The sequence below is a fragment of the Haloprofundus salinisoli genome, from assembly GCF_020097815.1.
Classification (GTDB): Archaea; Halobacteriota; Halobacteria; order Halobacteriales; family Haloferacaceae; genus Haloprofundus; species Haloprofundus salinisoli.
Genome location: NZ_CP083664.1, coordinates 232,092 through 245,729 on the forward strand (window position 1 = coordinate 232,092; position 13,638 = coordinate 245,729).

Below are 13,638 nucleotides of genomic sequence, written 5' to 3' on the forward strand. Positions count from 1 at the left end.
AGAGCGATTGGAGAGATAGCGCTACTGTCCGTCTGACGCTACCTTCTCTTCGATGGATTTCTTCGTGAACGTTGATTGGGCCGTCTTTCGTACATTCTCCGATGAGTTCAGCTAATCCCCAAGGGCTGCAAGCGTTCCCCGACGAACTCGCCGGACGTGAGTCGTGGCTCGATCCGTTCGAGTGGTACCGAGAGATGCGAGACGACGCGCCCGTTCGTTACGACACGTCCCGAGGGTCGTGGGACGTGTTCCGCTACGACGACGTGAAACGGATTCTCGACGACGACGAGACGTTCTCGGTCGATCCCGAACGGGCGAACGACTACGTCGAACCCGAAAACGAGGGCGAGGGTTTGATTCTTCAGACGATGCTGTTCGAGGATCCGCCCCGGCACGACGCCCTCCGCGGCGTCGTCGACGACCCGTTCCGACCGCGCGCGATTCGGCAACTCGAACCGCGGATACGGGAGTTGACCGCGGAGATTCTGGACGAGGTGCTCGACGAAGGGAGCTCCGCCGGCGTCGAGGGCGAGATGGACATCGTCGACGACCTCGCCTATCCGCTTCCGGTGATGGTCATCGCCGAACTACTCGGTGTTCCGGCTGAGAAACGCGACCAGTTCAAGACGTGGTCGGATACGCTGGTCGAGGCAGCGAGCGACGACACCGACGCCCAGGCGTACGTCGACGAACAGCGACAGGTCCAGATGGAGATGGCATGGTACTTCCTCGAACTCATCGAGGACCGCCGCGAGAACCCGCGCGACGACCTCATTTCGCAAATCGTCACCGCCGAACTCGACGACGGGTCACATCTCTCCCGCGAGGAGGCGCTCGGAACGTGTATCCTCCTGCTCGTCGCCGGTAACATCACCACGACAAATCTCGTCACGAACGCGATTCGGTGCTTCGACGAGGCCGAACAGTTCGACGCCGTCCGCGGCGACGACCGGACGCTCTCGACGGCTATCGAGGAGGTACTTCGGTACCGGTCGCCGGTGCAGGCGATGACGCGGATCGCTACGAGAGACGTCGCGGTTCAGGACGCGACGATCGAAGCGGGAGACCGAATCGTCGTCTGGCTCGGGTCGGGCAACCGCGACGAACGCACGTTCGACGACGCGGGAACGTTCGTCCCCGACCGAGCGCCGAACCAGCATCTCGGCTTCGGCCACGGGACGCACTACTGTCTCGGTGCGCCGTTAGCTCGTCTCGAAGCAAAAGTCGTCCTCTCGGAGCTGCTGGACCGAGTCGCCGAACTCCGAGTTGCCGAGTCAGAGCTGTCGCCGACGCGGAGTTCGTTTATCTACGGCGTCGAGTCGCTGCCGGTCGAGTTCGAGAGGCGGTAACGGAGGCGACATCAGCAACGCTCACCGACGCCGACGACACTCACCGACTCAGAGCGTTCGCGGCTATCTCCACTCGGTCGGCACTGCTTCCTACGGCTCAGCCGCACGAGACCACAGGGCATTGCCGAAAAGAGACCACGGTACCATCACCGAAAGGACTCCTTGTGTTCACGGTAGAGGACGAGCGTGAACAGCGCGAACGGGAGGAGGCCAACGACTGCGAGCGCCAGTCCGACCTGAAGAAGCAGCGGGAGCGTCGTGCTCGACACTAGATACAGCACCACTATGGCACCTGTGGCGATGAAGGAGACGACGCTCCCGATTGCGAGTCCGAAACTCAGTTTTCGCGTCCGCCACGCCAGGTTCTCCGAGCGGCGGAGCATCTTGATGAGGACGGCAATCGGTGGAATCGTCAACGCGACCAACTGCAGCAGTCCGAGTGCAATGTCTTGAACCAGCGTCATCGACCGTCCCCGGATCGCTCGACGATTGCGCCGCCGTTTCCGACGGCGACGTCCACGTCACCGAGCGCGACCGAGCGAAGCTTCGACTCCACCGGCGACGAGCGTTCGCTCCACCCTTCGTCCGCTTGTCGGTGGTAAATTGTGCCCCCACCGCCGACGGCGACGGCGCTCTCGTCCCGACAGTCGATTGCGAACAGCGCCGACTCGCCGACGGCGACGGGCGTCCATCCGCCGCAGAGACGGTCGTAACGGTAGACGAGTCCGCCACCGCCGCTGACGAGTAACGCCCGTTCGGAGGCGTAGAGGTCGTGGAAGTTTACCTGTGCGTTCTCGATACCGATGTCGGACCACCCACCGTCGCTTTGCCCGTCGGCAGTTCGCTCGAAGACGTTGCCGCTCGTGTCGATGGCGTACGTGACGCCGCCGCCGAACGCCAGGGCAGGAATCGTCGACCCGCTACCGGGCTTGACCACCTCGCCGAACGACGGACATCCGTCCTCGTCGATGGTCGCCGAAAGCACTTCGCCCGACCCGTTGGCGACGAGCAGTCGCTCGTTCCCGCCTATTCCGCCGACGGCGATGGCTTCCCACGTGCTCGTCTTCCCGCCGGGACCGGAGTAATCGTGTTTCTCGCCGGTTTGGGTGTCGTACATCCCGAGCGCGCCGCTGGACCCGGCGAACCAGACTCGCTTTCCGTCGTCGGTCACGTCTACGTCTGTCAGTTTGTTCCGCTTCGTCGCCGGTCCCGCGGGGACGACGACGGTCCACGTCCCGTCGTCGCGACGACGGAGTACCTTCCCGCCGGTACCGACGGCGAACGGCCCCACGCTCGTCTGAACGACGCCGGTGAGCGTCTTCGCCACCGGACTCTCGACGGCGGTCCACTCACCACTGGTCGTCTCGGTCCTGTCGTTCGATGAGTTCTCCGTCCACCGCGACTTATCAGTGTGGGGCTGGGACACCGACCCGTCACCGCCGTCGGCGGTCGACTGTCGGGTTGTCTGTTCGGATTTTTTCGTGGCTGTACTCGTCATATTTCGGACTCTCGAGAGCAGTGTCTCTATCGGATTCATCGGTTTAGTTTTGAAACTTCGTTCGGCAAGCTATGCGTTCGAGACGGTTCCGGACCGCCCACTTTCGACGATTCGAGAGGCTGTCGGCGACGACTGGGGAGTTTCCGGAGGTTCGGACCCGTTTCCAATCGGGCAGCCGATTTCGAGTCGCACCGTCCGGCGTCATCTGGTTGGTTTGCCGGTCAAACCGCGAGTCTGACGCCTGCGAAGAGGACGACGGTGAGCGCCCAACTCAACCCGCCGACGAGGGCGGCGACGTGCCAGTCGGGGTCGGTCACTCGCTTCACGACCACGACCCACACCGCGGGTGAGAGAAGCGGCCCGACGAGCGGAATCCAGCCGAAAAGCAGGCTGACCAAGCCGCCGAGGAGAATCCCGAGCACCGCGGTGAGGGCCGCATCTTCGTACGTGGACTGAAACGACCCCGGCCGGAGGTGCAGGCTGATGTGAATGATCGGCGCGACGACGAGGAAACTCGCGACGAAGCCGACGACGACGTTCAATAGAAACACGCGTCACGACTCCCATTCCGACCATCGCCGTCGTAATTTTCGCCGTCGCGACTGGCGCTTCGCTCTATCATTCCGCAGCGTCTCATACGACGAAAAACGGGTGCGGTTCCCCTACAGTGTCCACACACGCGTCGGTCCACGCGGCGTACGCACGAAGGCCGTCACTCGACGTTTCGGTGACGGCGTAGGCGTTCGTCCGTCCGTCTATCGGGCGCTTCGCTAGCAGGTTCGCGTCGACGAGCGTCCGAAGGTTCTGGTAGACGCGTCCGTTCGTCACTTCGCCCTCGTAAAGTTCGTCGAGCGCCTCCGAGATGGCGACGCCTGTTGACGCGGTCTCGTCGAGTGCGGCGACGATACAGAGCGTATCGCGCTGAAAGCCGGTCAGCGGCGTGATGACCGCCGCCGCATCCGGTGGTACTACACACGGTTCGTTCGTCTGTCGGTTGTTCCGTCGCATCGAATTTCACTGGCGGTCGAAACCGCCACGGTCGCGCCCGGGCGTCGAACCCGGGAGGTGGCCTCTGATACCAAACGCGACTGCCTCGGGGTCGGCCCGTAAGGTCGTGCTCCCATCGCCCCGCTCATCGGTCCGCACCCGGTTCCCATTCGGGAGTTCGTTGCCCAGTTCGACCGAGTTCCCACGGGTCGGTCGTGTCGACCGGGTCACCCGCCACTGCCGAGGCGAGGGCGTTCCAGACGAACACCAGTTGCCCGACGCCGAGGACGTACGCCCCGAGAGTAGCGACGTAGTGCAAGGGCGCGAACTCGGGTGGATACGCGGCGACGCGCCGGGGAAGTCCGCCCATCCCGACGAGGAGAAAGGGGAGAAACGTCGCCGGAACGCCGACCGCAGAGAGATAAAAGTGCGCGCGTGCGAGTCCGCGGTCGAACCACCGCCCGGTCAGAAGCGGGAACCAGTAGTAGCCTCCGGCGAAGAGGCCGAAGACGATGGTTCCCACGAGGAGAAAATGGAAGTGGCCGACGACGTAGTAGGTGTCGTGGAGCACGAGGTCGACGGGAATCGAGGCGAGGAACACGCCCGTCACGCCCCCGATAACGAAGTTCCCGACGGCGGCGACGCAGAACAACATTGGTGCAGTCAGTCGAATCGCCCCGTTCCAGAGCGTCGCGATCCAGTTGAACGTCTTGACGGCGCTCGGAGCGGCGATAGCGAGCGTGACCGCCATGAAGGACGCGCGGAGGCGCGGGTCGAGGCCGGTGGCGAACATGTGGTGCGCCCAGACGCCGAACGAGAGGACCCCGATGGCGAGCGTCGAGTAGACCACCGCGCGAAAGCCGAACAGTTTACGTCCCGCGAATTGCGGGAGGACGTGGCTCACGATTCCCATCGCCGGGAGGACGAGGATGTACACTTCGGGGTGGCCGAAGAACCAGAAGAGATGTTGCCAGAGCACCGGACCGGCGTCGACGGCGAAAAACGTCGTTCCGAAGTTGCGGTCGGCGAGGAGCATCACCATCGCACTCCCGAGAACGGGAAACGCGAACAGCACCAACCCTGCCGTCGTCAGCATCGTCCACGAGAAGATGTCGAGCGACGCCCACGACACCGAATCGTCGCGGACAACGGCGATCGTCACGACGAGATTGACGCTGCTGGCGATGGTGCTCACGCCGCCGAGATGCAGTCCCAGGAGGACGAGGTCGACGCCGTGACCGGCCTGCTGTGTTGCGAGCGGCGCGTAGAACGTCCATCCCGTCGCCGGTGGGGCGAGGTCAGGAATTCCGAGCAGTTGGCCGACGATACCGGCACGAGCGAGCAGTAACGCGGGCGGCAGCAGCCAGAATGCGACCGCGTTGACGCGCGGGAACGCCATGTCATCGGCGCGGACGAGCAGCGGGACGGCGTAGTTCGCCAGTCCAAGCGCGACGGGCGTCGCGAAGAAGAACAGCATTGTCAGCCCGTGCGTCGTGAAGAACGCGTTGTAGGTCGCGGCGTCCCAGACGGCGAGGCCCGGCGAGAGTAACTCCGTCCGAACTGCCATCGCGTCGGTCGCACCCCATACTCCAGCGACCGCGCCGAAGACGACGTACATCACCCCGATGTCGCGGTGGTCGAGCGTCGTCAGCCACCGAACGACCGGCGTCTTCGGAACGGAACCGGGTCGGCTCATCCGTCGTCCTCCGCCCACGTCGGCGTCCTCCCGACGAGGAGACGCAGGTACTCGCGGAGCGCGAGACCGCCGACGGCTGTCGCAATGCTGAACGCGAGCACGGGGCTGTACCAGAAGAGCACACCGCCGACGACGGGCGCGGGAACGACGACGAGGTCGCGGGCTGCCCGATACTCGGCGGCGGCCGTCGCGGACCGTGTGCCGACCGCGGCGTCGACGAGCGCACGACGGGCCTCGGTACCGACTCGCCGGAAGCCGAACCCGAGGAACAACAGCGACAGTCCCGGAAGACTCGCCGGTGCGGTGACCAACAATACTGGAAACAGCGCTGTCAGCGCCACCGAGACGGCGGCGACACGTTCCCGACCGACCGTCCGCGTTGCCCATCCGGCGACGCGCCGACCGAGCGTTTCGCCGAGCAGTTCGAGACATAGGAGGACGCCGAATACCGCGTCAGGGGACAGCGTCGACCCGAACACCGTCACCGCCGGTGCGTGAAACGAGACGACGGTGACGACGACGAAGACGACGACGAGCGCGAGCGAGAGTCGCCGAAGGAGGTCACCGACGAGCACCGCACGGCGTCGGCCGGTCGTCGTCTGGAGCGGAACCAACGAGAGCTGTATCGGCGGTGACGACGATCGGCCGTCCGGCTGTCCGTTATCGGTTTCGCCGGCTCTTCCGAAGCTCCCGATTTCGCCACTCGCCGCCAGCGCCAGCGCCGCGACGCCGACGGTCGCGGCGAGAAGCGAGAGTATCTGTACGCCGGGGCGCACCGCCGCTGCAGTCATCACTGCAGTCGTTACCACCAGCGCACCGAACGTCCAGACCGTCCGATCGACGTTGCCATCGTCCAGTCGCGACCCCGTGGTCGCGATGCCGACCGCGCCGCCGAGCGTCGCCGGGAGCGCATATCGGACGCTTATCAGACCGAGACCGACGAAGACGAGCACCCATCCCGGTATCGCCGACCGAGATGCGACGAGCGGGACGACCGACCAGAGACCGACGCCGACGACCACGAACGCCAGTGAGCGTCTCAACCCGACGACTACCGATGGCCGCCCCCGACTTCGAAACAGAAGTGCGAGCGCGATACCGAGGGTGCCGTAGAGGCCGATAACCGTCGGTCCGGCACCGAACGACCGGAGGAACTCGGGGACGAACCGACCGACCGCGTAGGTGAGTCCCTCTAATCCTGCGACGGCGACGGCGAACGCTGCTGGTGTGTTCGTCTGTCTACTGTCACAGTCGCGCGCGGCTCCGACGATATCCCGAACCGCCGACCGAATCTCGTCGAGCGCCGATTTCTCGCTCATTCGTCACCCTCCGCGGTTCCTGCCGTTTCGTCGGTCGCCTCCGCGTTCGGTCGGCTCCGCCACCGCCGAATTGCTCGGAGCCGGGCGCGTCGAACCGTCTCCCGGGAGCGTCCGCCAACGTCGTAAAGCATCTCTCCGAGCGCGTCGAGGACGTTGGCGACGACGCCGACGGCTGTTCCGAGCACGGCCACCGTGCCGACGATCCATTCGGCGAGGCGCAGGAATTTCGCCGCGCCCGTCACGAGTCGCCGCTCGATGCCGTCACGACCGAACGTCACGTACACCTGCGCGAGAAACACCGGCGTCAACGCGAGGTTCAGCACCGTCGTGTACTCGCCCGAGAGCGTTCCATCGACGGTTCCCTGCGGCGGAATCAGCCCAATGCCGTCGAAGACGACGTGGACGACCGCGCCCGCGACGACTGCGGAGAGAAACAGTGACAGCGAGAGCGCGGCGGCGAGTCGCCAGCCGTAGTACTTGCGATAGAGGTTCACGAGCGGCGGGATGAGCAGATCACCGTAGATGAACGCTAGAATCCCGCCGAACGGCAACCCGTTCGTCCAGAGGACGAGCGCGAACGGGACGTTCCCGACCGAACACATGAACGTGAGAACCCCGATGACGACGCCGAGAACGACGTTGACGACGACGGCCTCGAAACTCCCGTCGGCGCTGAACAGCGCCGTCCACCACGCCGTCGGAACGAACGCGCCGACGAGACCCGCGACGACGAAGCCGACGGCGATGTCGTCCCATAGCATCTCCCAGTCTTTCGTCGTGGCGCTCGCGGCGCTCTTCCATCCGGCACGAGAGAGGACGCGCTCGCCAAGCGAGCTATCGCCTGCGACATCGGTACGCGCCTCGTAGGCGGTGAGACAGCCCTCGCAGCAGAAGACCGCATCGGGAAACGCGTCGACGTACACCGCATCGTCGTCGCCGGCGTCCATACCGCAGGCGGCGCACTCGTCGTCGTCGTGTGCTCGGACGCGTTCGCGCGCGTCCTCGAACCACGATTGGGGGACGACGTACCGGAACGCGGCGACCATCACGGCGACGGCGACGAGGCCGCCGACGTACTCGCCGAGGACGAACTGCCAGCCGAGAAGCACCCATATCACGAGGCCGAGTTCGAAGACGAGGTCGGTGCTCGCGAACATGAACGCAGCGAGCGCGGCGACGCCGGATGCGCCTTTCTTGAACAGTGTGCGAGCGGTGCCGACGGCCGAGTACGAGCAACTCGACGCCGCCGCCCCGAAGGCGGTGCCGAGGGCAGCCTCTCTCCAGCCGTCGTCGCCGAGTATCTCGGTCATCCGCTCTTCGCTGACGAACGCCTCGACGGCCCCCGAGAGGGTGAAGCCGAGGACGAGCGCCCACCACGTCTCCCAGGTCATTCCGACGATGAGTTCTGCTGCTCGAACGGTCTGGTCTCCTATCGACATGAGTTGGCTCTGTTGTATCGCATGGATTCGGACGAAAATGGTGGAGGGAACGTCCGGACGACGCCGGACACGTCAGCGGGAATCGGGTACCATTCTATTGTGTGTGCCTCAGTTTGCGACGCCGTACCCGGCATCGGTGATGGCCCTGTGGACGTACTCCACCGAGTCGTCGGTGCAGCGAACGTGGACTTTCCCCGTTTCCGCGTTCGCGGTGACTTCCCGGACGCCGATGACGTTTGAGACGTTCCGGGTGACGATTCGTTCGCAGCCGTCGCAGTGCATGCCAATTACCTCGAGTGTGTATCCTCGCATCGCAGTCGATACGAGGAATGGCGCGGCAATAAATAAGGAGTAATGCAAATATAATTCAACTTTATTCGAATCTAACTAAACAGTTCGAGGACCATGCCGTTCGCGCCGACGGCGACGTCTGCGTAGGACGCAGAGCCGAGCGCACAGCCGTGGAGCGTGTTCGAGGTCGGCGACTCCTGCGACCGCCACTGGCTGGCGTCGAGCGATTGGATGGCCCCACCGACACCGACGGCGAGGCCGCGCTCGGACCGTCGGTCGATAGCGTGCAGTGCCGACTTCCCGGTCGTAACCGAGAGCCAGTTGTGGCCGTTGTAGGCGTAGATTTCGCCTTCTTCGGTGGTCACGTCGACGAGCGCGTCGTCGACGACTGAGAGGTCGGTGAGCGAGACGCCAGCGCCGCGAATACCGACGGTCCGCCAGCCGTCTCCGGTCGTCCGGTAGACGCCGCCGCCGGTGTCGGCGACGAAGCCGGTACCGTGGCGGACGTCGATGGCAGCGACGCTCTCGCCGCCGCTCGGCTTAGTGACCGCGCCCCAACTGACGGTCCCACCGCCGTACGTTCCGGGCAGGAGTTCGCCGGAACCGTTGACGGCGTACACTGACTCGTTACCCGACCGACCGTCGACGGCGACGCCCTCCCACGAACTCGTCTTCCCGCTCGGCGCGGAGTAGTCCGTAATCCGCCCCGAGACGACGTTCAGGCGGCCGATAGCGCCGCTGTCACCGGCGAACCAGACCGCGTTCCCGTCGTCGGTCACGTCAGCGGCGACGAGACCGTTCGACGCGCCGCCTGGCCCATTTTCGGTAATCGCCTGCCACTCGCTCTCCCTGCGGCCGACGACGACACCGCCTTCACCGACTGCGACCGGCCCGTCGAGCGTCATCACGACGTCGTACAGCGCGCCGTCGGTAGGGGCGTTCACCTCGTTCCACCCGTGACTGGGTCGCGTGCCGCCGAGGCAGCCAGCCATCGTCGCGAGCACGGCTGCGCCCGTCGAAATCGCCGCGCGTCGGGTTATCGCTCGGTTCGACTGCTCCCCGCTCATACGAAGAGTGGCAGGCCGACGAACAGGACGAGCATTCCCGCGACTCCGGCGGTGACGCCCGTCGCGATGGCGATATCTTCACCCCAGACCGGGAGGCGCTCGATGGTGACGACCCCGGTGAGGACGGCCATCCAGAAGAAGTTCATCGACCCGATGGCGACCATGAGCGCGAAGATAGGCCACGTACAGCGGACGCATTTTATCCCGTGACGGAGACCCCGACGGACACCCGTGCCGAGCATTGCCGCGGGGGCGTCGACGGCAGTGCAGCAGTCGCGGAGCGAGCGGTGTTTGAACGCCGTGAGCTGGTAGAGGCCGACGAACCCGAGCATCACGCCGTAGACGAGTCGGCCGTTTCCGGTCACGGCGGCGTGGATGCCGACGAGGCTGTCGAGAGCCAACGGGACCGCACCGGTGACCGTCCAGACGAAGCTATATGCGAGGAGGAATTCTCCGACGGCGAGACTTTTCCGGGCCGGAGTACCGTCGAGTTGCTGGACGTACCGGCGAACGAACGGCGTCATCGCGGGGTACATCATCGCCGACATCATCACGCCCCACATCAGGAGGTAGGCGACGGCACCGGAGACTCCGTTCGCAGTGCCGATGGCTTCGGGAACGCCGGGTGCCGACATCGGTCCGGGCGCGCCCACCATCGGCATCGGGAGCCAGCCGTTCAGCAGGACGGTCCATAGGACGGCCGTCGTGGCGAGCATCGCCGTCGTAGTTCGGGGGAACCCACCGGCGGATACCGCGGAAATCTGTTCGATACGACGCTTCATTGTCTGTCGGAAAGTCTCTGACATTGCTGGTCTCTGAGAACTGGGTGCCCCGATTTCGGGGCGGTTTCGGAGAACTGTTCGATTCGGGGGCTGTTCGAGCGTCTTCGTGCAAATGCGATGCGGTGGTGGTTCTCGCACGCCGCGCGCTCCGGTGGTGGCAGCGAGTGCCAACACGCTGCGTTTCGGTCCGTCACGGTCCGGTAGGCTACCGGATTCACGGTTCCTCCGGCCGGTTCGTCGCCATCTTCGGCGACTCTCGCCGCGGCGTGAACGCGCCGGGTGCGGCCGTCCGCTTCGCGATCGTGGCGATGCGGAGGACGAACGAGAGCAGAATGACGAACGGAATCGTCTCCAGCGTGATTGCGAGACTCACGAGTCCGTCGAGAAGCACGGGGGCGTTCGGCAGCGGTTCGCCGTTAGCGAACACCATGATGACGTACATTGCGACGAAGAACGCGCCGACGCCGGAGTAGCCGATGAGCCGCGAGAGGTTCGACAGTTCCTGCTGGATGTAGATGGCTTTGAAGTACTGTCTGAGCACGTCGAGCGAGAGCAGTAGTTCCTCCAGTTCGTCTAGGAGGTCCGTCGCTCTGCCCGGCAGTCGGTCGTAGTGTTCGGCCCGAATCCGCCGGATCCGATTTATCGACTCCGAGTACGGGTCACCCATCATCGGCAGCAACACGACGATGAGTCGGAGATGACTCCCGTTGAGTCGCGTCCGAATCTCGTCGGTCTCTCTGTCGACGGTGGCGACGAGTTCGTCGATCGAATCGACCAGTTCTGGATCGCCGACGCGTTCGACGACGGTTCGGAGTTCGACCGTCCGCGTCACAACGCTCTCGACCACGTCGCTCAGAAACAGCGCCGGTTCCGTCGGCGGGGGGCCGTCGCCCGCCTGTAGTTCAGCCATCTCCGAACGGAGAGTGCGAACGCCCCGTATCTGCTCGCGCAGGCCCTTCGGCGACTCCATCAACTGCGATACGGTGAGCTGATTCACCGTGATAACGATGGGGACGAACGAGAACAGCCCGGAGATGAACGCGCTGAACATGTTGGTCACGAACCCGCTCTGCCCGACGCCGAAGACGTCGGTGCGCGCGAGGACAAAGGTCGCGAGGAAGACGACGGCGGTGATGCCGCCGACGATAGCCCAGCGGTCGCCTTCGAGCAGGAACCACTGTTTGAACGCCCGACGGCGGTCGTCGTCGGTCACCAGTGCGACGCCGACGGCCAACCCTGCGACGACCACCTGACCGAATCGCATGAGGAGAGCGAGGGCGCCGTATGCGACCGTCGCGGCATCTCTCAGTCGCTCGCCCGCCTCTTCCTCTTCGCTGTCACTCATCGGAGCACCTCCGCCAGACGCTCGACCGAAGTCGTGTCGACGACGTCCAAGAACGCGACGAGCGCGACGATACTCACTCCGAGCACCGCGACGCGGACGAGCATCTGCGTTCGCGTCTTTCGGAGGTGTGCCCAGCTATCGGGATGATAGCCGAGGTACCACAGCGTGAGTATCGACGCGAGACAGACCGAGAGAACGTTGATGAGGACGACGGCCGACGCGCCGAAAACCGCCGCCGGCCGACCCCACGCGATACCGACTCCCGCGACGCCGACCGGCGGGACCACCGCCGCGGCGATCATCACGCCAACGAGGTCGAGCGTGCCGCTCGTCGAGATGCTGAGAGCGCCCGCGATACCTGCGCTGAATGCGATGACCAGTAAGAGCACCTGTGGTGCGGTGTGGCCGCCGACTCGAACGAGTTCGGTGACCTCGAACGTTCGGGTGACGAAGGTCGTCTCGCGGACAAGCGCGGCGAACAAAACCGCGCTCACGAGTGCGGTAACGCCGCCGACGGCGTGGTAGTGGAGGCTCCGACCGAACAGCGACTGGTCGTCGAGCACTGTCCCGACGCTCGTCGCCATGAGCGGTCCGATGATGGGGGCGATGACCATCGCGCCGACGAGCACCGTCGCCGACCCCATCAACACGCCGGCGGTCGCGACGAACGCACTGATCGCCGTCATCACCGCGTACGTTCCGAGGTCCGGGATGAGGTCGGCCGCTTTCGAATCGAGCTCGCTTCGAGAGATACCGCCGTGTTCGAGGCCCTCGTACCGGCCGTACGCCCGTTTGCCGTCTTCGGTCGTCGCGACGACCGCCTCGGGTGCGACGACGACCGTGTACATCTCGTCGGCGTCGAGGGTTTCGAGACGGCTCTGAACGTGCTCGACCGTCTGCGTGGGGATCGGCACCGAAACGATGCCCGGCGCGCCGGGGCTGTCGGTGTGATCGGTGACGACGTAGTCGAGACCGTCCTCTTCGAGGAGTGCAGCGACTTCGTGGTGCGTCGACTCCGAGAACGTCATCACTTCGAGCAATCGCATGTCTTCGTGCATCATATCGGGCATTTCGCGGGGCATGGCTGGGAGGGTCGGTTGCGGACGTGAGCGACAGCGGGGCACACCTATCGCTCTGAACGGACGGATACGGCTTCGAAAACAGTTCAAAACGTGAGTAGGTCGTCGACTCCCGGACCATCGTCGTCGGGGTACGTCGCCGCGTATAGGTTCGCGACGAGCGTCCGAATCTCATCGAGGCGGTCGGCGTTGTCGTCGGTGCAGTCGACGACGCACGTAGCGAATATCTCTCCCGACCCGCAGTCGGTGTAACGGAGTCGTCCGCCGCAACGGGGACAGCGGAGGTCGACGTGTGCGAGCATCCACGTCGCGTCGTGGCCCTTCCGGTCGAGTCGAGCGTGCAGTGCGAACCAGACGATATCGTCCCACTCCTGCCGACCGGTGGCCGTCGTCTTCAGGCGCCGTAGTGCGAGCGTCGCCGTCCGGTACAGCGCCGTATCGGCGTCGAATTGACGCTCGTGGCTCCGCCGGAAGTACCGGAATAGCGCCGTCCGCGACGACCGCTGCGCCCCGTTGGTGAGTTCGCCGACGGTTCCGGCCCGGCGAGACGCGCTATCGTCTTCAACGGCGCGTGCCGCACGGCCACAGTGGTCGTAGTGTCGATTCTTCGAGAGCGGTGCGCCGCTCTTCGGGCAGAATGCGTTGTCTCCTCTCATCTGTCTATTGTTATCACTGTCTCGGTCAGGAGGTCATCCGCGCCGAAGCGCGTCGTCCGGACCGGATGCACTAATCGGATACGTCGCATATAGTTATATATCTCACACATTCCGAAAATAACCCCACAAT

General features: G+C 64.8%; 14 protein-coding genes. 1 reads left to right on the forward strand and 13 read right to left on the reverse strand.

Annotated features, from left to right (window positions below; all coding sequences use genetic code 11):
* The first annotated feature begins 101 nt into the window (after positions 1–101).
* On the forward strand, positions 102–1,349 hold the full coding sequence (locus LAQ73_RS16820) for a cytochrome P450 (RefSeq protein WP_224270850.1): 1,248 nt from the start codon (positions 102–104) through the stop codon (positions 1,347–1,349).
* A 146-nt stretch (positions 1,350–1,495) separates the two neighbouring features.
* Here the strand turns inward: LAQ73_RS16820 and LAQ73_RS16825 are convergent, their stop codons facing one another.
* The 13 genes from LAQ73_RS16825 to LAQ73_RS16885 all read right to left on the reverse strand — a co-directional run bounded on the left by LAQ73_RS16825 (position 1,496) and on the right by LAQ73_RS16885 (position 13,508).
* A complete protein-coding gene (locus tag LAQ73_RS16825) occupies positions 1,496–1,813 on the reverse strand; it encodes a hypothetical protein (protein ID WP_317988519.1) in 318 nt (105 codons plus the stop codon).
* Entirely contained in the window at positions 1,810–2,847 is a 1,038-nt protein-coding gene (locus LAQ73_RS16830; protein ID WP_224270851.1) for a hypothetical protein, read from the reverse strand. The genes LAQ73_RS16825 and LAQ73_RS16830 overlap by 4 nt, the downstream gene beginning before the upstream one ends.
* A 221-nt stretch (positions 2,848–3,068) precedes the next feature.
* Positions 3,069–3,398 carry a hypothetical protein gene (locus LAQ73_RS16835; RefSeq protein WP_224270852.1) on the reverse strand — a complete coding sequence of 110 codons (330 nt, stop codon included), beginning with the start codon at positions 3,396–3,398 and terminating at the stop codon, positions 3,069–3,071.
* An 82-nt stretch (positions 3,399–3,480) separates the two neighbouring features.
* Entirely contained in the window at positions 3,481–3,855 is a 375-nt protein-coding gene (locus LAQ73_RS16840) for a helix-turn-helix transcriptional regulator (RefSeq protein WP_224270853.1), read from the reverse strand.
* A 124-nt stretch (positions 3,856–3,979) separates the two neighbouring features.
* Complete coding sequence (locus tag LAQ73_RS16845) at positions 3,980–5,530, reverse strand: cbb3-type cytochrome c oxidase subunit I (RefSeq protein ID WP_224270854.1); 1,551 nt, start codon at positions 5,528–5,530, stop codon at positions 3,980–3,982.
* Entirely contained in the window at positions 5,527–6,849 is a 1,323-nt protein-coding gene (locus tag LAQ73_RS16850) for a hypothetical protein (RefSeq protein ID WP_224270855.1), read from the reverse strand. Before LAQ73_RS16850 ends, LAQ73_RS16845 begins: the two co-directional genes overlap by 4 nt.
* Entirely contained in the window at positions 6,846–8,288 is a 1,443-nt protein-coding gene (locus LAQ73_RS16855; RefSeq protein WP_224270856.1) for a permease, read from the reverse strand. Before LAQ73_RS16855 ends, LAQ73_RS16850 begins: the two co-directional genes overlap by 4 nt.
* 108 nt (positions 8,289–8,396) lie before the next feature.
* Positions 8,397–8,600 carry a heavy-metal-associated domain-containing protein gene (locus LAQ73_RS16860; protein ID WP_224270857.1) on the reverse strand — a complete coding sequence of 68 codons (204 nt, stop codon included), beginning with the start codon at positions 8,598–8,600 and terminating at the stop codon, positions 8,397–8,399.
* 71 nt (positions 8,601–8,671) lie between these two features.
* Positions 8,672–9,646 carry a beta propeller repeat protein gene (locus tag LAQ73_RS16865; protein WP_224270858.1) on the reverse strand — a complete coding sequence of 325 codons (975 nt, stop codon included), beginning with the start codon at positions 9,644–9,646 and terminating at the stop codon, positions 8,672–8,674.
* Positions 9,643–10,428: a DUF2182 domain-containing protein gene (locus LAQ73_RS16870; RefSeq protein WP_224270859.1), complete on the reverse strand. Its 786-nt coding sequence runs from the start codon at positions 10,426–10,428 to the stop codon at positions 9,643–9,645. Before LAQ73_RS16870 ends, LAQ73_RS16865 begins: the two co-directional genes overlap by 4 nt.
* Positions 10,429–10,642: 214 nt before the next feature.
* Positions 10,643–11,773: a DUF7972 family membrane protein gene (locus LAQ73_RS16875; RefSeq protein ID WP_224270860.1), complete on the reverse strand. Its 1,131-nt coding sequence runs from the start codon at positions 11,771–11,773 to the stop codon at positions 10,643–10,645.
* Positions 11,770–12,834: a TIGR00341 family protein gene (locus LAQ73_RS16880; protein ID WP_224270861.1), complete on the reverse strand. Its 1,065-nt coding sequence runs from the start codon at positions 12,832–12,834 to the stop codon at positions 11,770–11,772. The genes LAQ73_RS16875 and LAQ73_RS16880 overlap by 4 nt, the downstream gene beginning before the upstream one ends.
* Positions 12,835–12,938: 104 nt before the next feature.
* Positions 12,939–13,508 carry a hypothetical protein gene (locus tag LAQ73_RS16885; protein WP_224270862.1) on the reverse strand — a complete coding sequence of 190 codons (570 nt, stop codon included), beginning with the start codon at positions 13,506–13,508 and terminating at the stop codon, positions 12,939–12,941.
* Positions 13,509–13,638 lie beyond the last annotated feature (130 nt).

Bases quoted from the DNA above. Each gene is read 5' to 3' on its own strand.
- LAQ73_RS16845 (WP_224270854.1), bottom strand. From the start codon at position 5,530: ATGAGCCGACCCGGTTCCGTTCCGAAGACGCCGGTCGTTCGGTGGCTG.
- LAQ73_RS16850 (WP_224270855.1), bottom strand. From the start codon at position 6,849: ATGAGCGAGAAATCGGCGCTCGACGAGATTCGGTCGGCGGTTCGGGAT.
- LAQ73_RS16865 (WP_224270858.1), bottom strand. From the start codon at position 9,646: ATGAGCGGGGAGCAGTCGAACCGAGCGATAACCCGACGCGCGGCGATT.
- LAQ73_RS16880 (WP_224270861.1), bottom strand. From the start codon at position 12,834: ATGATGCACGAAGACATGCGATTGCTCGAAGTGATGACGTTCTCGGAG.
- LAQ73_RS16820 (WP_224270850.1), top strand. From the start codon at position 102: ATGAGTTCAGCTAATCCCCAAGGGCTGCAAGCGTTCCCCGACGAACTC.
- LAQ73_RS16830 (WP_224270851.1), bottom strand. From the start codon at position 2,847: ATGACGAGTACAGCCACGAAAAAATCCGAACAGACAACCCGACAGTCG.
- LAQ73_RS16855 (WP_224270856.1), bottom strand. From the start codon at position 8,288: ATGTCGATAGGAGACCAGACCGTTCGAGCAGCAGAACTCATCGTCGGA.
- LAQ73_RS16860 (WP_224270857.1), bottom strand. From the start codon at position 8,600: ATGCGAGGATACACACTCGAGGTAATTGGCATGCACTGCGACGGCTGC.
- LAQ73_RS16825 (WP_317988519.1), bottom strand. From the start codon at position 1,813: ATGACGCTGGTTCAAGACATTGCACTCGGACTGCTGCAGTTGGTCGCG.
- LAQ73_RS16840 (WP_224270853.1), bottom strand. From the start codon at position 3,855: ATGCGACGGAACAACCGACAGACGAACGAACCGTGTGTAGTACCACCG.
- LAQ73_RS16870 (WP_224270859.1), bottom strand. From the start codon at position 10,428: ATGAAGCGTCGTATCGAACAGATTTCCGCGGTATCCGCCGGTGGGTTC.
- LAQ73_RS16875 (WP_224270860.1), bottom strand. From the start codon at position 11,773: ATGAGTGACAGCGAAGAGGAAGAGGCGGGCGAGCGACTGAGAGATGCC.
- LAQ73_RS16885 (WP_224270862.1), bottom strand. From the start codon at position 13,508: ATGAGAGGAGACAACGCATTCTGCCCGAAGAGCGGCGCACCGCTCTCG.